The organism is Nonomuraea sp. NPDC049607 (assembly GCF_040675375.1).
Taxonomy (GTDB): Bacteria; Actinomycetota; Actinomycetes; order Streptosporangiales; family Streptosporangiaceae; genus Nonomuraea.
In genome coordinates this window covers 149825-167943 of record NZ_JBFAOV010000010.1, presented here as the reverse complement: position 1 = coordinate 167943, position 18119 = coordinate 149825, and the positions used below count along the sequence as shown (strand labels likewise).

Sequence of the window (18119 nt, the reverse complement as noted above, 5' to 3'; positions counted from 1 at the left end):
ACCGGTAGAGTGGTTGTTCAAATCTGAACGACTCCATCTGGGGGTTCCATGATCGACCGGGCGCGTCCCATCGCTCTGCTGCTGGCCAGGATCGCCGTCGGGGTGATCTTCCTGGTGCACGGCTACCAGAAGTTCGCCGACATGGGCATCGCGGGCACCACGAAGTTCTTCGAGTCCGCGGGCATCCCGCTGGCCGGGCTGGCCGCGCCCGCCGTGGCCGTGCTGGAGGTGGTCGGCGGCATCGCGCTGATCCTCGGCGTCGCCCTGCCGGTCGCGGGCACGCTGCTGGCCCTGAACATGATCGGCGCGGTGGTGTTCGTCCACGGCGCCAACGGCTTCGGCGCGGGCGACGGGGGTTACGAGTTCGTCCTCGCCCTGGCGGCGGCGAGCCTGGCGGTGGGCTTCACCGGGGGCGGCGCCCTGTCCCTCGACACCGTCCTCGACCGCCGCCGCACCACCGCCCCGGTGACCGTCTAGAGACCGTCCCGTCCGGCCGCCTCACGGCCTTCGCGTGCGCCTTCTTCGGTGTGGCGTGCGCGAGGGCCCCGCGGCGCTCAGGTCAGGTGGGCGCGGATCTGCCTGATGTGGTCGGGGGTCGTACGGCAGCAGCCGCCGATCAGCGATGCCCCGGCGCGCTCCCACTCCTTGGCGGCCAGGCCGTACTCCACCGGGTCGGACAGGCCCAGCCAGCGGCGCCGCCCGGCGTCCCACGTCTCGCCGGAGTTGGGGTAGACCACGACGGGCAGGCCGCCGGACAGGCGGGCGACCAGGCCGGGGATGTGCCGCGGCGCCGTGCAGTTGACGCCCACCGCCACCACCTGCGGGTTGCCCGAGAACAGCGCGGCGGCCCGGTCGATCGGGGTGCCGTCGTTGATGTGCTCGGCGTCGCGGCAGGAGAAGCTCACCCACGCCTTGACCTCCGGCGTGGCGGCCAGCAGCCTGGCAAGCGCGCGCGCCTCGGCGTAGGACGGGATGGTCTCGCAGGCCAGCAGGTCGGCGCCGGCGGCGGCCAGGATCTCCCAGCGCGGACGGTGCCAGGCCAGCAGGCCGTCCTCGTCGAGGTCGTAGTCGCCGGTGTACTCGGCGCCGTTGGCCAGGTAGGCGCCGTAGGGGCCGACCGAGGCTGCCACCAGGCCGTGACCGGCCTCGTCGCGGGCCTGCCCGGCCAGCTCGACCGACAGCCTGATCAGCCGCTCGGCCTCGGACCGGTCGAGCCCCCGCCGCTGGAAGCCGGGGATGGTGGCCTGGTAGCTCGCCGTGGTCGCCACGTCGGCGCCCGCCGCGTAGTAGTCGGCGTGCACCCGCCTGATCAGCTCGGGCTGCTCCAGCAGCAGGCGCGCCGACCAGAGCTCGTCGCGCAGATCCGCGCCGAGCGACTCCAGATGCGTGGACAGGCCGCCGTCCAGGACGAGTGTGCTCACCCGTCCAGAATAGGAGGCCGCGGGCGATGATGGCGCACGAGAATGGCACGCCTTTTCCTGGGGGCGTCCGAATATCGCGGCGAAGATATCGCGCAGCGTGAAATTCATAATGCTCGCGCGAGGATTCGGGTGGCGTCCGCGTCACGGGAGGCCGGTCGGCGGGCGGGAGTGCGCTGCGGCGTATTGCGCGGAGATCGCGCGTTATCGGGCTGATTGTTCGTCGAAATCGGCAAAGACTGTTGGATTCCCGGGTTCGGGGCGAACGGCGGCTTTGAAAGGGATGCCGCGCGGCATGGCCGGCCGCCTTCTCGTGATTCTCCAGGAGTGTTCCCGGGGGGCTGTTCCACCGCCCGCCCGGCGTCACGCGTGGCAGCGCCGCGTGATTCCGCAGCGCTGCCACAGGTGTCAGCGGCGTTTCCAGAAGGGGCCGCGGCGCGTTCCTGAGCCGGGGTCCCCCGGAAGGGCGGGACCGGCGGCGTCGTCGGCGGACCCTGGGGCACCGCCGGTGAGGCCGGTGAGGAGGTCGACGGCGTGGTCGTGCAGGGCCCGGAGGTCCGTGCCCGGACGCTCGGCCGCCTCCAGGTCGCGGGCCAGCGCCGTCAGAGCCTCGTTCCCGCCCAGGTACGCCGCCAGCGCCGCCAGCCGGGAGCCCAGGTCGGCCAGGTACAGCGCGTCCGGTACGCGCATCGCCGTGAGCCGGTCCAGTTCGGCCTTCAGCTGCGGCCTGACCGACTCCAGCCGGTGCGCCGGACGCGGTGACACCGGAGGCGCGAACTTCGGCGAGCCCCCGAACCCCGACCCACCGGAACCCGGCGCGGGCGGCGGCGGACCGGCGGGGCCGCCGGCCGAGGGCGGCGCCGGGAAGGGGGCCTCGGCCGAGGAGGCGGCGGGCCCGCCGCCGGCCGGCGGGGCGAAGCCCTGAGGCATCATGCGGGGAGCGCTGGCCGGACGGGCCATCGTCATGGCCTGCGCCACGAACCCTCCGCCCATGGACGGGTTCGGCGGCAGCTCCCACCCGCTCGGCGGCTCGACCGGCTGGATGACCCGATGCTCGGGCCCGCCCTCCGCGACCTGCCGGGTGTCGATCGCCACGTACGCCGTGAACCTGCACAGCACGCCGTTCTCCAGCGAGACCCCCACGATCCGCGACTCCAGACCGTGCTCGCCCATGGCGTACCGGTCCTCCAGCTCGCGCAGGTGGGCGCGGGCCCAGACGGCACGGAGGGCGGGACCGTCCGTGGTCACCCCCGTGACCCGCTCCTCCCACGGCCCCGCGGCCGACGTCCCGCGTACGGTGACGGCCTCGGCGCCCTCGCGGCACCGCCCGTACACCCGGAGCGGCACGCCCGGGAAGATCGAGCCGAGATGGGTGACGGTGTCCGGGTCGGTCTCCAGCCCCTTCAGGGACAGGTCCGTCACCAGCGGCGCGCCGATCCTGCGGTGGATCTGCTCCATCGCCGCGTCGAGCCGGTCCTCGGACTCCACCAGCTCGCACCGGCCCGCGCCCAGCCCGGCGAGCCTGCCGAGGAACCCGGCGTTCACCGCCCGGTCGATCCCGACCGTGTGCACCCGCATCGCCGACAGCGCGCCGCCGGTCTGCTCCAGGATCTGGTCCTCGTTGCCCACCTGGCCGTCGGTGACCAGCACCAGCACCCGCTCCCTGTCGCCGGGCGCGCCGAGCAGCGCGATGGCGCGGCGCAGCGGTTCGAGCAGTTCGGTGCCGCCGCGCGCGTCGACCCGCGCGAGGTGCTCGACCGCCCGGTACCGGTTGCGGTCGGACGCCTCCACCAGCCCCTCGAACGCCGCCTCGACCACCGAGTCGAACGTCAGCACGTCGAAGCGGTCGTGCGCGGTCAGCGTGTCGACGATGCGCGCCGCCGCCCGCCGCGCCGCGACCATCTTCCAGCCGCCCATGCTGCCCGAACGGTCGAGCAGCAGCACCACGTCCCGCGGCGTGCGGGCGGCCTGGAGCGCGGGCGGGACGACGGTGAGCGCGAACGTCCCCCGGCCGTCGAACTGCAGCGACGTGGACGCCTCGAACGACAGGCGCAGCACGAAGTCGCGGTCGAGCCGCTCGCCCGGACGCAGCCGTACGGTGTGGTTCTCCTCCTCGACCACGTGCAGGCTGGAGGCCAGCTCCCGCAGGTCGAGGCCGGAGGCGTCGACGCGGGCGGTGAGCGAGAGGCGCACCGGGCTGGGGAAGCCGGGCAGCAGCACCGGCGGCGTGATCCTGGACGCGTCGGGCACGGCGTCGGTGTCCGGCGCGACCCCGGACCCCGCCGGGTCGCCGTCGAGCGGGGTGCCCGGGACGTACCGCGGGGCCACGACGAGCGGGAAGCGGAACGTCGCCGCGCCGTCCTCGTAGGGGAGGGGCTGGCTCATGCTCAGCCTGACCGAGACGCGTTCGCCGGGCAGGATGTTGCCCACCCTGATCGTGAACACGTCGGGCCGGTCCTCCTCGGCGATGGCCGCCCGCCTGCCCTCGCGCAACGCCTGGTCGTAGTCGGCCCTGGCCTGGCCGCGCTCCTTCAGCACGCCCTCCACGACCCGGTCGTCGGCCTCCATCCTGAACCCCGTCACCGCCGCCCGGTCGGGCAGCGGGAAGACGTAGGTCGCCTCCAGCGTGACGTCGAACGGGTTGCGGAACCCCTGCTCGACCTCGACCCCGGCGATGAGCCCGGCGATGTCGGCGTGGACGTCCACGCTCTCCAGCGGCAGGTTGCCGCGCTCGGTCAGCAGCGCGCCGAACCCGGCGTCCGGCACCGGCAGGCACCGTGCGGGCTCCAGCGAAGTGATCTTCACAGCAGTCTCCTCTCTACGAGCACCGCGAGCAGCGGTCCCGCCGCCGCCAGCACCGCCTGGACGTCCTCCTCGGACGGAGGCCGCCCACCGTCCCACACGACCCGCACGCCGTCGCCGAGCGCGATCCCCGAGACCGCGCCTCCGGCGGCGTGCCCGCCCGTGTCCCCGGCCGCCGGTCGTGGCGCGGCTTCGGGGCCCCCCGGTTCTTGGACGGCGGCCGGGGCGGGACGGCTCGGCCGGTCGGCCCAGAACCGCCCCCGTCCCGCGTCGCCGCCGCCGTCCGGGCCGCCCGGTGGGGGACGCCGGACCGCCGGGCCCAGGGGCGGCGCGTCGGTCAGGCCGGCGGCCGTCGCCAGCGTCGTGTTCGTCGCCCCGGCCAGGGCCGTCTGGATCTCCGCGATCGAGTGCCCCGCGGCCTGCATGCGCTTGACGGCCACCAGTTGCAGCAGGTGCCGCCGGCCGTAGCGGGCGATCCTGCCGCGCCGGGTCAGGGGCGGGTCCACGAGGCCGATGGTGGTGTACCACCTGATCAGGCGCTCCCCGGGCACATCGCGGACCCGGCCGTTGACCGGCTGCGCGCCGGCGCGCAGCGCGTGCGCCGCGTGCTCGGCCAGCTCGCCGATGGTCCAGGTGTCGCTCATACCTCCACAATGACACTGTCACTATTGCACTGTCAATGACGGAAAGATCGGAAGAATCGAGCCCCGAGTGACGTTGTAAAAGGGGAAAAGCACTACTGAAGGGGAGGAAATACGACATGGCTACGATCACCGGTCCGCTCTCGGGTGACGCCAAGAACACTGTCGCCGAAGCCCTGCAGGGCGCCCTTGTCGATCTGATCGATCTGTCGCTGATCGCCAAGCAGGCGCACTGGAACCTCGTCGGCCCCCATTTCCGCCCGATTCACCTCCAGCTTGACGAGCTGACCGACCTGGCCCGTACCCATATGGACACCATCGCCGAACGCGCCGTCGCCCTCGGCGTGAACCCCGACGGACGATCGGCGACCGTCGCCAAGTCCACCCAGCTCCAGCAGCCCGAGCGCGGCTGGCTGGAGGACGGCAAGGTCGTGGCGACCGTCACCGACATCCTCGACGGCATCAGCAAGCGCATGTACGAGCGCATCCGCGCCACCGACGAGGCCGACCCCGTCAGCCAGGACCTGCTCATCGCCGTGACGCAGGACATCGACAAGCAGCACTGGATGTTCCAGGCCCAGCGCTGACCGCAGGCCGACCGCGCGACCGAAAGGCCCGGGCACGAGCCCGGGCCTTCGCGCGTCCGGGCCTTTGTGCGTCCGGGCCTTTGTGCGTTCGGGTGGGGAAGTGGGCGATCTTCCGCGCAGTGGGTACGGACTGTCACGCATCGTCCAGCAACCGCCGACGATCTCCCGCCGCGACGGAGCGCGGGGTTTGCGCAGAGTTTGATGTCGCGAGTCCTTGCCATTCATGTCGATGCGGTCGACTAGCGTGGCACCTAGAGGGAGGCCCCACGATGTCCCACAAGACTCTCCTCCGCACGGGCCCGCTCTTGCAGGGCGGCATCAGCCCGTACGGGCCGCTCACGCCGGCGTCCGCCGACGGGCTCGCGCTGCCGCCGGGCTTCACCGGCCGGGTCGTGGCCCGCTCCGGTGACAAGGTGGCCGGGCTCACCTGGCACGCGGCGCCCGACGGCGGCGCCTGTTTCCCCGACGGCGCCGGCTGGATCTACGTGTCCAACTCCGAGCTGCCCCTGCTCGGCGGCGCCTCCGCGGTGCGCTTCCAGGCCGACGGCACGGTCGCCGACGCCTACCGCATCCTGTCCGGCACCGACCTCAACTGCGCGGGCGGCGCCACGCCGTGGCACACCTGGCTGTCGTGCGAGCTCGGCGACCGCGGCCGCGTCTTCGAGTGCGACCCTTACGGCGCCCGCGCCGCCCGTCCCCGCCTGGCCATGGGCCGCTTCAGGCACGAGGCCGCCGCCTGCGACCCCGAGCGGCGCGTCGTCTACATGACCGAGGACGAGCAGGACGGCTGCTTCTACCGGTTCCGGCCCGGCGACTGGGGCGACCTGACCGAGGGCACGCTGGAGGTGCTGTGCGCGTCGGGCGGATGGCGGCCGGTGCCGTCCCCGGCCGCGCTGCTCACCGCGGCCCGCCACCAGGTCGAGGACGCCCGCCACTTCAACGGCGGCGACGGCTGCCACTACGCGGGCGGCGTCTGCTACTTCACCACCAAGGGCGACACCGGCCTGTGGGCCTACGACGCGCAGACCTCCACGCTCGACCGGCTGTGCGAGGGCGTGCGCGCGATCACGGCCGCGCCCTCGGGCGACCTCTACGTGGCCAGGGAGACGACGGAGATCGATGTCATCGCCCCCGACCGGGCCGTCACGCCGTTCCTGCGGCTCACCGGGCACGACGGGGCCGAGCTCACCGGGCTGGCGTTCTCGCCGAGGGGCGACCGGCTCTACTTCTCGGCCAGGCGCGGCCGCACCGAGGGCCACACCTTCGAGGTCGGCGGCCCCTTCCGCCCCTGACCGGACGTCCGCGGCTCAGGCCAGGTAGCGGACCAGCATCAGCTTCAGCTCGGCCACGAGCTCCGCGCCGTGCTCCGGCGTCGCCGGCCCCAGCATGGGCAGCACCGCCTTCACCATGGCCAGCGCCATCGTGGCGTTGAGCCGCGCCCGCTCCTGCGGCAGCTCGGGCGAACGCCGCCGCAGCAGCGCGGCGATCCGCTCGGCCAGCGCCGCGTGCATGCGCTGCGAGGCTGCCGCGAGCCGGTCGCCGGTGGCCGTCCCGTACAGCAGCGACCAGTACGCCGGCGACTCGGCCTTGAACGCCACGCTCTCGTCCACGAGCTGCCCCACCAGGGCCTCCAGCGGGACGTCCGGGGTGACCTCCGCCAGCCGGGCCGCCCAGAACTCCTCCCGGTCGTCGGTGTACCGGGACACCAGGCCGTCCAGGATCTCCTCCTTGTTCCGGAAGAACTGGTACAGCGACCCGGGGGAGAGCCCGGCCCGCGCGGCGACCTGGTTCGTCGTCAGGTCCGGATAGCCGATCTCGGCGATCACCGACTCCGCGGCGTCGAGGATCTCGGCCATCCGCTTCAGGCCGCGCGCCTGCCTGCGGACCGTGCGTTCAGGCATGGGCCACTCCGTTGACAAATGCGAGCATTTACTTGTATTTCTGGGTTCGACAGCGAAACACGAGCAGTTTACCGAGTTTCCAGCGGGAGATCCCATGCGAACCTGCCCATCCGGCCCGGCGCGGGCGGTGCCCCCGTGGCCGTGAACGTCACCACGCGGGGCCCGCGCGCCACCGCCGCAGAGCCGCCGCTGCGCAGGCTGGGGCACCTCCTCGTCCGTCGCCGCCGGGTCGTGCTGGCCCTGGCCGCGCTCGTCCTGGTCGTCGCGGGCGTCCTGGCCGCCGGCACGGTCTCCCGCCTCTCCCTGGCCCGCTTCGAGGCGCCCGGCTCGGCGTCCGACCGGGCCCAGGCCGAGCTCGTACGGCGGTTCGGCACCGGCAGCCCCGACCTGGTCTTCCTGGTCACCACCAGGTCGGGCACCGTCGACGACGCCGCGGCCGAGTCGGCGGGCCGCGCGCTCACCGAGCGGATCGGCCGGGCGCCGGGCGTCGCGGAGTCGTCCTCGTACTGGACCAGGGGCAGGCCCGCCACCCTGCGCAGCCAGGACGGCAGGCACGCGCTGATCGTGGTACGCGTCCCCGGCGACGCCGACCACGTGCGCACGCGGGTGCTGCCCGCGCTCGTGCCGCGCATCGTCGGCGACCAGGGCCCCTTCCGGGTACGGGCCGGGGGAGGGGAGGAGGTGTTCCGCGAGACCGTGCCGCTGGCCAGGCAGGACTTCGTCCGGGCCGAGCTGGTCGTCTTCCCGCTGGCGTTCGTGCTGCTGTGGCTCTACCAGCGGCGCGTGACGGCCGCCCTGGTGCCGATCCTGGCCGGGGTGGCGGCCATGGTGGTCGGCCTGGCCCTGCTGCGCGGCGTGCTGATGTTCGCGGACGTCTCCACCTTCGCCCTGAACCTCACCCTCGCCATGGGCCTCGGGCTCGGCATCGACTACTGCCTGTTCGTCGTCCAGCGTTTCCGCGAGGAGGTCGCCGCGGGGCGCGACCGCCCGGCGGCCGTCGCCGGAGCCGTCGAGCACGCCGGGCGGACCGTGCTGTTCAGCGGCCTCACCGTGGCCGCCTCGCTGGCCGTGCTGTTCGCGCTGCCCTTCGACTTCCTGCGTTCCTTCGCCTACGCGGGCATCGCGGTCGTCGCCGGCGGCCTGTTCGCGGCGGTGGTCGTGCTGCCCGCCGTGCTGGCCTCGATCGGCGGCACGATGGTGCCCCGGACGCGGCGGCGCGGCGCGGGACTCTGGCGTGGGAGGCGGCGCGCTTCCGGCGCCGGGTCCTGGCCAGGACGTGCCGGGCCGTCCGGGTTCTGGGACGGCCTGGCCGCCCGGGTCATGCGCCGGCCGGTGTTGTCCGGCGGTCTGGCGGCCGCGCTGCTGCTGGTGCTCGCCTCGCCGTTCCTCGGCCTGCGCTTCGGTGCGGCCGACGACCGCATCCTGCCGCCGGAGGCGTCTTCGCGGCAGACCCAGGAGGTCATCCGGCGGGCCTTCCCGGCGGAGGAGACCGACGCCATCCAGATCATCTCGACGGGAGCGGCGCGGGCCGCCGACGTCTCGGCGTACGCGGTGCGGCTCTCGCGGGTTCTCGGGGTCGCCCAGGTCGACTCCGCCGCCGGCGCTCACGTGGCGGGGCGGCGCGTCGGCGACGGCGACCCGGCCCGCTTCCGCGGGGAGGGCGCCTGGCTGTCGGTGGTGCCGTCCGCGAAGGCGCTGGCCGGTGACCCCGTCCGGCTGGTGGAGTCCGTACGGGCCGTGCCGCCGCCGTTCGAGGTGCTGGTCGGCGGCTATCCCGCCGAGCTGGCCGACTACCGCGCCTCGGTCGTGGACCGCCTGCCGCTGGTGCTCACGCTCATGCTGGGCGTCACGTTCGCCGTGCTGTTCCTGATGACCGGCAGCCTGGTCCTGCCGCTCAAGGCGACCCTGCTGAACGTGCTCAGCCTCGGCGTCATGTTCGGCGCCGTCGTCTGGGTCTTCCAGGAGGGCCACCTGTCGGGCCTGCTCGGCTTCACCCCGACCGGCACGCTCGACCCGAGCATCCCGATCCTCATGCTCTGCGTCGCCTACGGCCTGTCGATGGACTACGAGGTCTTCCTGCTGTCCAGGATCAAGGAGGAGCACGACAGGACGGGCGACACCGTGGAGGCCGTGGCCGCCGGCATGCGGCGCGGCGCGCCCCTGATCACCGCGGCGGGCGGCATCCTGGCGCTCACCTTCGCCGCCTACGCCACCGCGCGCGTGGCGTTCGTGCAGATGCTCGGGGTCGGCATGGCGGTGGCGGTGCTGGCGGACGCCACCGTGATCAGGGCGGTGCTGGTGCCGAGCCTGATGCGCCTGGCCGGGCCGCTCAACTGGTGGCCACGGGGCCGGGCCGGGCGGGCACGGTGAGATCGAGCGACCACATCTCCTCGGTGACCTCGGCGCCGTTCTCCAGGCCCCGTTCGGCCGACTCCAGCTCGAACCCGGCCGCCTGGTAGATGCGCCGCGCGCTCACCAGGCAGTCGCGGGTCCACAACGTGATCCGCCGGTAGCCGCGCGCCCTGGCGTGGCGCAGGCACTCGGCCACCAGGCGCCGGCCGATCCCGAGCCCCCGCGCCGACGGCTCGACCAGCAACATGCGCAGCTTGGCCGTCGTGTCGTCCTGGTGCACGCAGAACACGCATCCGGCGCGCTCGCCGTCGACCTCGGCGATCCAGCCGGCGTCGCGGGCGGGGTCGTAGGCGCCCACGATCCTGGCCACGAGCTGCTCGAACTCGGTGCCCCAGCCGTACTCCTCGCTGTAGAGGGCGCCGTGTCGGTAGGCGACCCAGCCCAGGTCGCCCGTCCGCGGGGGCCTGATCACGTACGAGCGCTCGGAGGGCTCGCCGAGCAGCCGCCTGATCGTCGCCATGCCGCCGACCAGCAGCGCCTGGTCCTCCTCGGGCAGGCCGCCGAGCAGGCGCTCGATCTCCTCGGCCGATCGGCGGTCGAGCCCGGCGAAGGTCGCGGCGCCGGCCTCGGTCAGCCGTACGAGCTGCTTGCGGGCGTCGGCGGCCGACCGCTCGCGCGACACCAGGCCGTCGCCCTCGAACCGGGCCAGGATCCGGCTCAGGTAGCCCGCGTCGAGGTCGAGCAGGCCGCGCAGCTCGCCGGTCTCCATGCTCTCGGCGTGCGCCAGCTCGAACAGCACCCGGACTTCCGTCAGCGAGTAGGGCGAGTCGAGCATGCCTGCCTGGAGGACGCCGATCACTTTCGTATAGAACCGGTTGAAGGCTCTGATCTCAGAAACCCTTGCCTCCGTCAACGAATTCATTGCTCTAGTCAACCATAAGAAGGATCCCGTTGTGAACCTGTACATAGGCGGCTACGGCCCCGGCATCGTGACCGCGGACGGCGAGCTGACCCGCGTGGCCTCGCCGTCGTTCCTGGCCGCGCACCCGACCCTGCCGGTGTTGTACGCGGTGGGCGAGTTGCGGCGCGGCTGGCTCACCGCCTTCACCATGGACGGCGGCCTGTCCCCGCTGGACGAACGCTCCAGCGACGGCGACAGCCCCTGCCACCTGGCGGTCCACCCCTCGGGGACCCTGCTGGCCGTGGCCAACTACGGCGACGGCACCGCGGGCCTGCACCACCTGGACGAGAGGGGGGCCTTCGCCGGCGACCCGATCGTCCTGAGGCACGAGGGCTCGGGCCCCGACCCCGACCGCCAGGCCGGCCCGCACGCCCACATGTGCGTCTTCCACGAGGACGTCCTGCACGTCTCCGACCTGGGCACCGACGAGATTCGCCGCTACCGCCTGGACGGCTCCCCGCTCGACCCGATCACCTTGGCCCCCGGCACCGGCCCCCGCCACTTCGCCTTCGCCGGCGACCGCCTGTACGTGGCCGGCGAGCTGGACGGCACCGTGACCCTCGTCGAGGGCGAGCGCCGCACCGTCGTCCCCGCCTCGCGCGCCGGGGGCGACAACGCGCCCTCCCACCTGCAGCTCGACGGCGACCTGGTCTACGTCGCCAACCGCGGGCCCGACACGGTCTCGGTGCTGCGCGCCGCCGACCTGACCCCGGTGGCCGAGGTGCCCTCGGGCGGCGACTGGCCCCGGCACTTCGCCATCGCGGGCGACCGCCTGTACGTCGCCAACCAGAACTCCGGCCAGGTGACCGTGTTCACGCTGGACGACGGGGTGCCCGAGCCGGCCGGGCGGTCGTACGAGGTGCCCAGCCCGTCCTGCGTGCTGCCCGCCTAGGAGGGCGCGGGCCTGTGCGGGGAGGCGGGCCCGTGTAAGAAGTTGACCAAGTGGTGGGCCCGGCCCCCCCGGCCCCCCCCAAGGCCCGGGGGGGCGAGTTCATTGTCTACGACGCCCCCCGTTGGCCGGACGGGCCCCCCCCCCGGGGGGGGCCTGCCCCCCCCGGGGGGCCCCGCCCCCCCCCGGGCCCACCACGATGGCCGGGTGCGCAAGATCCTGTCGCTCCTCGCCCTGCTGATCGCCGTCCTGCCCGCCGCCGGGTGCGGCGGCGCCCCCGTGCGGCCGGTGCCGTCCGCGGCGCCCGCGCCGCCCGCGCCGACGCCCTCGGAACCGGGCCGCCCGTCGCCGCCGCCGGTGAACGCGGGGGAGTCGTGGCGGATCACCACCCGCGGGGCCGAGCACGAGATCGAGGGCTACGCCGACCACGTGAGCGTGCTGCCCGGCGAGCGCTTCGCCCTGCATGTCTCCACCACCGCCCCGCGCTTCACCGCCGCCGCCTTCAGGATGGGCGCGCACCCGGCGAAGGTGTGGGAGTCCTCCCAGGTCAAGGGCGTACGCCAGCCCCCGGCCAGGACCGTGGACCGCATGGTGACCGCCGCGCACTGGAAGCCCTCGCTCACCGTGGACACCCGAGGCTGGACGGAGGGCGCGTACCTGATCAGGCTGGACGCCTCGACCGGCGCCCAGCGGTACGTGCCGATCACCGTGCGCTCGGCCTCGACCCGGGGCCGCGTGGTGGTGGTGAACGCGGTCACCACCTGGCAGGCGTACAACCTGTGGGGCGGGCGCAGCCTGTATCTCGGTCCCGGCGGCTTCGCCGACCGCTCGCGCGAGGTCACCTTCGATCGCCCGTACGACGGCGCCGGCGCCCGCCTGTTCCTCGACTTCGAGCAGTCGGCGCTGGACGTGGCCGAGCGCAGCGGCGTGCCCCTGGCCTACCTCACGAGCCTCGACCTCGGCCCCGGCGTGCTGGACGGCGCCAAGGCCGTGCTCTCGCTGGGCCACGACGAGTACTGGTCGCCCGCGATGCGCACGGCCGTCACCCGGGCCAGGGACAGCGGGACGAACCTTGCCTTCCTCGGCGCGAACGCCGTCTACTGGCGGATCGCGATCAAGGGCAGGACGGTCGCCTGCGACAAGGAACGGCTGTGCCCGCTGTGGCGGGACTCCCGCCCGGAGAGCGCCCTGGTGGGGCAGATGTACGACTGCTTCCCCGCCCAGGGCGCCTACACGGTCACCAGGCCCGGTCACTGGATCTTCGCCGGCACCCGGGGGCGGCGCTTCCCCGGCATGGTCGGCCCGGAGAGCGACAAGGTCTCGCGCGGCTCGCCGAAGGACGTCGAGGTGCTGGCCGACTCGTCGTTCTCGTGCGGGGGACGGGCGACGACGTCGCAGAGCACGTACTACACCGCGCCGAGCGGGGCCGGGGTGTTCGCGTCCGGCACAATGCGCTGGGTGTGCGCGATGCGCGGCAAGCGGTGCGGTCACGGCGTCCCCGAGTCCGCGGCCGCCTTCACCCGCCGCGCGACGGCGAACGTGCTGACCCGCTTCGCGGCGGGCCCCGCCGGCACGCCCCGGGAGGCAGCCCTGAAGGCCCCCGGGAAGGCCCCCGGGAAGGCTAGGAGCGGCGCTCGCGCAGGATCGCCTCCAGCCGCTTCCTGATCTCCTGCTCGGCCGCATCCTTGCGCACGCCGAGGTCGGCGAGGGCCTGCACCACCGGGCCCTCCTCCAGGGAGAGCACGCCGAGCAGCAGGTGCTCGGTGCCGACGTAGTTGTGCCCGAGCCGCAGCGCCTCCCGCAGGGTCAGCTCCAGCGCCTTGGCGCTCTGCGCGGCGAACGGCAGGGTGACGGGCGACTGCCCGCCGCCCGGCCCCATGGCTGCCGTGACGGCCTCCCTGACCGCCTCGGCGGACGCGCCGAGGGTGGCCATGGTCGAGGCGGCCAGCGCCTCCGGCACGTGCAGCAGCCCGAGCACCAGGTGCCCGACCTCGATGTGGTCGTGCCCCGACAGCCGCGCCTCCTCCTGCGACTTGACCACCGCGACCCGCGCCTTGTCGGTGTAACGGGCGTAGTTGCGCAGGTCGTCGGCGAGCGAGCTGCCCTCCTTGACCACGAACCGCTTCTGCGCGGCCTGTTTGGTGACGCCCATGCTGCGGCCGATGTCGGTCCAGGAGGCGCCGGAGTGGCGGGCGTTGTCCACGAAGTGGCCGATCAGGTGGTCGGCCACCTCGCCGAGGTGCTCGCCGAGCGTCACGGCGTCGGTGAGTTGGCCGAGCGGGTCGCCGTCCGGGTGGCGGCTCTTGATGGCGGCGATGAGGTCGTCGAGACGTACGGTTCCATCCATGCGTCAACCATAGGTTGACGTTCCCTATTCGTCAACCCTTGGTTGACGAAAGGGGTTCCTCTTCGGAAATGATCTGCGCCTGGCGTTTGGTCTAGACCACTGTGCACCCCGGCAGGCACAATGCGAGCTGTCACCGAGCAATGGTTCGTGAACCCCATCGGGAGGAACCCGCCATGCGTATAGGAGTGCTCACCGGAGGCGGAGACTGTCCGGGTCTCAACGCCGTCATCAGGGCCGTGGTGCGTAAGGGGGTGAGCGCGTACGGCCATGAGTTCGTGGGGTTCCGCGACGGCTGGCGCGGCCCCCTCGAAGGCGACACGATGCCGCTCGACATCCAGGCCGTACGAGGCATCCTGCCGCGGGGCGGCACCATTCTCGGATCCTCCCGGACCAACCCGATCAAGATCCAGGGCGGCGTCGACCGCATCAAGGAGAACCTCCTCGCCACCGGCGTCGACGCCCTGATCGCCATCGGCGGCGAGGACACGCTCGGCGTGGCCAAGCAGCTCTACGACCGCGACGTGAACGTCGTGGGCGTGCCCAAGACCATCGACAACGACCTGTCCGGCACCGACTACACCTTCGGCTTCGACACCGCGGTCAACATCGCGATGGAGGCCATCGACCGGCTGCACACCACCGCCGAGTCCCACCACCGCGCGCTGATCTGCGAGGTCATGGGCCGTCACGCGGGCTGGATCGCGCTGCACGCGGGCATGGCCGGCGGCGCCAACGTGATCCTCATCCCCGAGAAGCCCTTCGACATCGACCGGGTCTGCGAGTACGTCGAGTCCCGCTTCCGCACCCGCTATTCGCCGATCATCGTCGTGGCCGAGGGTGCCCACCCGATCGAGGGCCAGATGGAGCTGCAGACCGGCACCCTCGACGCGTTCGGGCACGTCCGGCTCGGCGGCGTCGGCGAGGTGCTGGCCAAGGAGATCGAGAAGCGCACCGGCAAGGAGGCCCGGACGACCGTGCTCGGGCACATCCAGCGCGGCGGCACCCCGACGGCCTACGACCGGGTGCTGGCCACCAGGTTCGGCCTCCAGGCGATCGACGCCGCGCACGAGGGCGACTACGGCAAGATGGTCGCCCTGCGCGGCACCGACATCGTCCGGGTCGGGCTCGACGAGGCGACGGCCGAGCTGAAGACCGTGCCGGTGTCCCGGTACTCCGAGGCCGAGGTCTTCTTCGGCTGAGGTGTTCTTCGGCTGGGTGAAAGCGGCTTGCAAGCGCCCGGCCGTACCTTCTGGACAGCGGGGTTACCGCTTACAACCCCCCTCGGGGTACGGCTTGGGGCGCAGCGAGTCGGCGGCCCACTTCGCGCCGCAAGCCGTACCCAGGAGATAGCTCAACCGCGGGGCGCGCCGGGGAGATCCACCTCCGGCGCGCCCTCGTCGCGTTCACGGGGAGCGTCCGGGCTCAGCGGCGGGGCGTCCGCATCATCTGCTGCTGCGGGCGGGGGGCGGCCGGGGGCGCGGGGTAGGCCAGGCGCTGCTGCTGGGCGGTACGCCGGCGCAGCTCCAGGCGGGCGACCATCTCGGCGTCCTCGTGCAGTTCCTCCTCCGAGGGCGCGAGGATCACCATGAGCAGCATGGTCAGCGTGATCAGGCTGATCACGGTCATGAGGGGGACGAGGAAGTCCAGGGCGTCGGCGCCGGTGACCATGCCGGGCTCGGCGTCGACGGAGACCCGCATGGCGTACATGCCGGTGTAGTGCATGCCCGAGACGGCCACGCCCATGACCATCGCCGCGCCGGTGATCCAGACCGTCCTCTTGACCCGCAGGGTGAACCAGAGCGCGGCGGTCGCGGCCACGACGGCGATGACCACGGACGCGGCCACGGTCGTGCGGTCGTAGGAGACGTGGGCGCTCATGTTCATGGCGTACATGCCGAGGTAGTGCATGCTGGCCACGCCGAGCCCGGTGAGCAGGCCGCCGCCGAGCAGCGCCAGGGCCCGGCCGCGGCCGTAGGACACCAGGAACAGCCCGGTGCCGACCACCACGATGGCCACGGCGGCCGAGGCGACGGTGAGCGGCACGTCGTACTTGATCTGCGTGCCCTCCACCGCGAAGCCCATCATGCCGACGAAGTGCATGACCCAGATCCCGGTGCCGCCTATGGAGATCGCCGCGCCGATCAGCCAGCGCATCCGCGACGCGCCGCGGCTCGCGTGGGCCTGGGCGGTCAGCCGCAGTCCGAGCATCGAACCCAGGCACGACATCAGGTACGCGAGCAGCGGAGTGAGCGGTCCGTGGGTGAAATGATTAACAGCGGTCATATATCGACATTCCTTGTGATTAGGGGTTCACGGATTGTGTCATCCGCCCTGTCCCTATCGCATGGATAACGCAACTATCTGTCAACCGCCGTGTCGGAAACATGAAAAGGTCTCATGAGCATCGAGGGGCCCTTCTGGCGGGCGATCGCGGTCTTCCGCGTCGCGTCGCTGCTGTACGCCGTCGTGCTGATGGCCCAGCACCGCGGGTACGAGGAGCCGGTCATCGGCTGGCTGGTGATCGCCCTGATGACCCTGTGGACGGCCGGGGCCACGTACGCGTACTCGGTCGAGGGGCTGCGCGGATGGCCGCTGCCGGCCATCGACCTGCTGGTGGCCCTGGCCTGCCTGCTGGCCTCGCCGTACGTCGAGGGCGCCCGGCAGGGCGCGGCGGGCACCATGCCCGTGCCCGCCACCTGGATCGCGGCGCCCGTCCTGGCCTGGGCCGTGTACGGCGGCAGGCGCGCGGGCGCGGTGGCGGCGGCCGTCGTCGCCGCCGCGGACCTGTGGCTGCGCGTGCGCGCCCCGGACGCGCCCGTGATGATCAACGGCGCCGTCCTGCTGTTCCTGTCAGGAGTGGTGGTCGGACACGTGGCCCGGCTGGCCAAGGAGGCCGAGGAGCGCATGCAGCGCGCGGCCGAGATGGAGGCGGCCCAGCGCGAACGCGACCGGCTGGCCCGCGACCTGCACGACTCCGTCCTCCAGGTGCTGGCCCTGGTCCAGCGGCGCGGCCGGCAGATCGGCGGCGAGGCGGCCGAGCTGGGCCGCCTCGCCGGCGAGCAGGAGGCCGCGCTGCGCGAGCTCATCGCCGCCCGCCCGGCCCCGACCGGCTCCACCGACCTGCGCTCCCTGCTCATGCGGCACGGCTCGCCGCTGGTGACGGTCTCCACCCCGGCCACGCCGCTCGTCCTGCCCACCCCGGCGGCCGAGGGCGTGGCGGCCGCGGTCGGGGCCGCCCTGGACAACGTGCGCAGGCACTGCGGCCTGGACGCGCGGGCCTGGGTGTTCGCCGAGTCCTGCGACGACGTGGTCATGGTGACCGTCCGGGACGAGGGGCCCGGCATCCCCGAGGGCCGCCTGGAGCGGGCCGCCGCCGAGGGCCGCCTGGGCGTCGCCCAGTCCATCCGCGGACGCGTCGCCGACCTGGGCGGGACGGTCGCCGTCACCTCCGCGCGGTCGGGGACCGAGATCGAGATCAGCCTGCCCGCCGAGCGGACGCGGAAAGGCGCGGGCGGCCCCGGTTAGAGTGGCGTCATGGTGCGGGTCATGGTCGTGGACGACCATCCCATGTGGCGCGACGGCGTGGCCAGGGATCTGTCCGAGGCGGGCTACGACGTCGTGGCGGTGGTGGGGGAGGGGCGGCAGGCGATCCGGGCGGCCGGGGCCGTACGTCCCGAGGTCGTGGTGCTGGATCTGCACCTGCCCGACATGTCCGGGGCCGAGGTGGCCGCCGGCCTGGCCGGGGCCGACCCGGCGCCGAAGGTCCTGGTGTTGTCGGCCAGCGCCGAGCAGGATGACGTGCTGGCCGCGGTCAAGGCCGGCGCGTCCGGATATCTGGTGAAGTCGGCGAGCCGGGAGGAGTTCCTCGACGCCGTCCGCCGCACCGCCGACGGCGACGCCGTCTTCACGCCGGGCCTGGCCGGGCTGGTCCTCGGAGAGTACCGGCGGCTGGCCGCGAGTCCGGCCGCAGCCGGCCGCGCGGGCGACGACGGGCCGAGGCTGACCGAGCGCGAGACGGAGGTGCTCAGGCTGGTCGCCAAGGGCCTGACCTACCGGCAGGTGGCCGACCGCCTGGTGCTCTCGCACCGCACGGTCCAGAACCACGTGCAGAACACGCTGAGCAAGCTCCAGTTGCACAACCGGGTGGAACTGGTCCGATATGCGATCGAGCAGGGCCTCGACGCGGACTAAACTCGATGGGTCGCGGCGTTGCCTTCCTAC

The 18119-nt window shown here is 73.1% G+C and carries 16 protein-coding genes; 9 read left to right on the top strand and 7 right to left on the bottom strand.

What is annotated here, in order from left to right; translation table 11 throughout:
• The first annotated feature begins 48 nt into the window (after positions 1-48).
• On the top strand, positions 49-477 hold the full coding sequence (locus tag AB0J97_RS21675) for a DoxX family protein (protein WP_357700575.1): 429 nt from the start codon (positions 49-51) through the stop codon (positions 475-477).
• 77 nt (positions 478-554) lie between these two features.
• On the opposite strand, the gene mmuM is transcribed toward AB0J97_RS21675, so the two are convergent.
• From mmuM to AB0J97_RS21660, 3 genes are all read right to left on the bottom strand, one after another.
• A complete protein-coding gene (gene mmuM, locus AB0J97_RS21670; protein ID WP_364091318.1) occupies positions 555-1421 on the bottom strand; it encodes a homocysteine S-methyltransferase in 867 nt (288 codons plus the stop codon).
• 405 nt (positions 1422-1826) lie between these two features.
• Positions 1827-4223 carry a VIT domain-containing protein gene (locus tag AB0J97_RS21665; RefSeq protein WP_364091316.1) on the bottom strand — a complete coding sequence of 799 codons (2397 nt, stop codon included), beginning with the start codon at positions 4221-4223 and terminating at the stop codon, positions 1827-1829.
• Positions 4220-4864, bottom strand: coding sequence for a helix-turn-helix domain-containing protein (locus tag AB0J97_RS21660; protein ID WP_364091314.1), 645 nt, complete (start codon positions 4862-4864; stop codon positions 4220-4222). Before AB0J97_RS21660 ends, AB0J97_RS21665 begins: the two co-directional genes overlap by 4 nt.
• A gap of 116 nt (positions 4865-4980) precedes the next feature.
• On the opposite strand from AB0J97_RS21660, the gene AB0J97_RS21655 reads away from it, so the two are divergent.
• Positions 4981-5448 carry a DNA starvation/stationary phase protection protein gene (locus tag AB0J97_RS21655; protein WP_357700567.1) on the top strand — a complete coding sequence of 156 codons (468 nt, stop codon included), beginning with the start codon at positions 4981-4983 and terminating at the stop codon, positions 5446-5448.
• Positions 5449-5717: 269 nt separating this feature from the next.
• Entirely contained in the window at positions 5718-6740 is a 1023-nt protein-coding gene (locus AB0J97_RS21650; RefSeq protein ID WP_364091311.1) for an alkaline phosphatase PhoX, read from the top strand.
• Positions 6741-6755: 15 nt separating this feature from the next.
• On the opposite strand, the gene AB0J97_RS21645 is transcribed toward AB0J97_RS21650, so the two are convergent.
• Positions 6756-7349 carry a TetR/AcrR family transcriptional regulator gene (locus AB0J97_RS21645; RefSeq protein ID WP_364091309.1) on the bottom strand — a complete coding sequence of 198 codons (594 nt, stop codon included), beginning with the start codon at positions 7347-7349 and terminating at the stop codon, positions 6756-6758.
• Between the two features lie 135 nt (positions 7350-7484).
• Between AB0J97_RS21645 and AB0J97_RS21640 the strand changes: the two genes are divergently transcribed.
• On the top strand, positions 7485-9719 hold the full coding sequence (locus AB0J97_RS21640; protein ID WP_364091307.1) for an MMPL family transporter: 2235 nt from the start codon (positions 7485-7487) through the stop codon (positions 9717-9719).
• Here AB0J97_RS21640 and AB0J97_RS21635 read toward each other — a convergent pair.
• Positions 9679-10560, bottom strand: coding sequence for a helix-turn-helix domain-containing GNAT family N-acetyltransferase (locus tag AB0J97_RS21635; protein ID WP_364091306.1), 882 nt, complete (start codon positions 10558-10560; stop codon positions 9679-9681). The genes AB0J97_RS21640 and AB0J97_RS21635 overlap by 41 nt on opposite strands.
• A 94-nt stretch (positions 10561-10654) precedes the next feature.
• On the opposite strand from AB0J97_RS21635, the gene AB0J97_RS21630 reads away from it, so the two are divergent.
• The gene (locus tag AB0J97_RS21630) at positions 10655-11554 is read left to right on the top strand and encodes a beta-propeller fold lactonase family protein (protein ID WP_364091304.1); all 900 of its coding nucleotides are present in this window, start codon (positions 10655-10657) and stop codon (positions 11552-11554) included.
• Positions 11555-11758: 204 nt separating this feature from the next.
• Positions 11759-13216, top strand: coding sequence for a N,N-dimethylformamidase beta subunit family domain-containing protein (locus AB0J97_RS21625; RefSeq protein WP_364091302.1), 1458 nt, complete (start codon positions 11759-11761; stop codon positions 13214-13216).
• Here the strand turns inward: AB0J97_RS21625 and AB0J97_RS21620 are convergent.
• Positions 13173-13898, bottom strand: coding sequence for a Clp protease N-terminal domain-containing protein (locus AB0J97_RS21620; protein WP_364091300.1), 726 nt, complete (start codon positions 13896-13898; stop codon positions 13173-13175). The two genes, AB0J97_RS21625 and AB0J97_RS21620, sit on opposite strands and share 44 nt — an antisense overlap.
• Positions 13899-14071: 173 nt before the next feature.
• Here AB0J97_RS21620 and AB0J97_RS21615 point away from each other — a divergent pair, with 173 nt between their 5' ends.
• Entirely contained in the window at positions 14072-15097 is a 1026-nt protein-coding gene (locus AB0J97_RS21615) for a 6-phosphofructokinase (RefSeq protein ID WP_357705286.1), read from the top strand.
• 223 nt (positions 15098-15320) lie between these two features.
• Here the strand turns inward: AB0J97_RS21615 and AB0J97_RS21610 are convergent, their stop codons facing one another.
• Positions 15321-16181, bottom strand: a complete 861-nt coding sequence (locus tag AB0J97_RS21610; protein ID WP_364091298.1) for an MHYT domain-containing protein — start codon at positions 16179-16181, stop codon at positions 15321-15323.
• Positions 16182-16295: 114 nt separating this feature from the next.
• Between AB0J97_RS21610 and AB0J97_RS21605 the strand changes: the two genes are divergently transcribed.
• Both AB0J97_RS21605 and AB0J97_RS21600 read left to right on the top strand, forming a co-directional pair.
• On the top strand, positions 16296-17423 hold the full coding sequence (locus AB0J97_RS21605; RefSeq protein WP_364091296.1) for a DUF5931 domain-containing protein: 1128 nt from the start codon (positions 16296-16298) through the stop codon (positions 17421-17423).
• A gap of 9 nt (positions 17424-17432) precedes the next feature.
• Positions 17433-18089 (top strand): response regulator transcription factor, encoded by a 657-nt coding sequence (locus tag AB0J97_RS21600; protein ID WP_364091294.1) that lies wholly within the window; start codon positions 17433-17435, stop codon positions 18087-18089.
• The last annotated feature ends 30 nt before the right edge of the window (positions 18090-18119 follow it).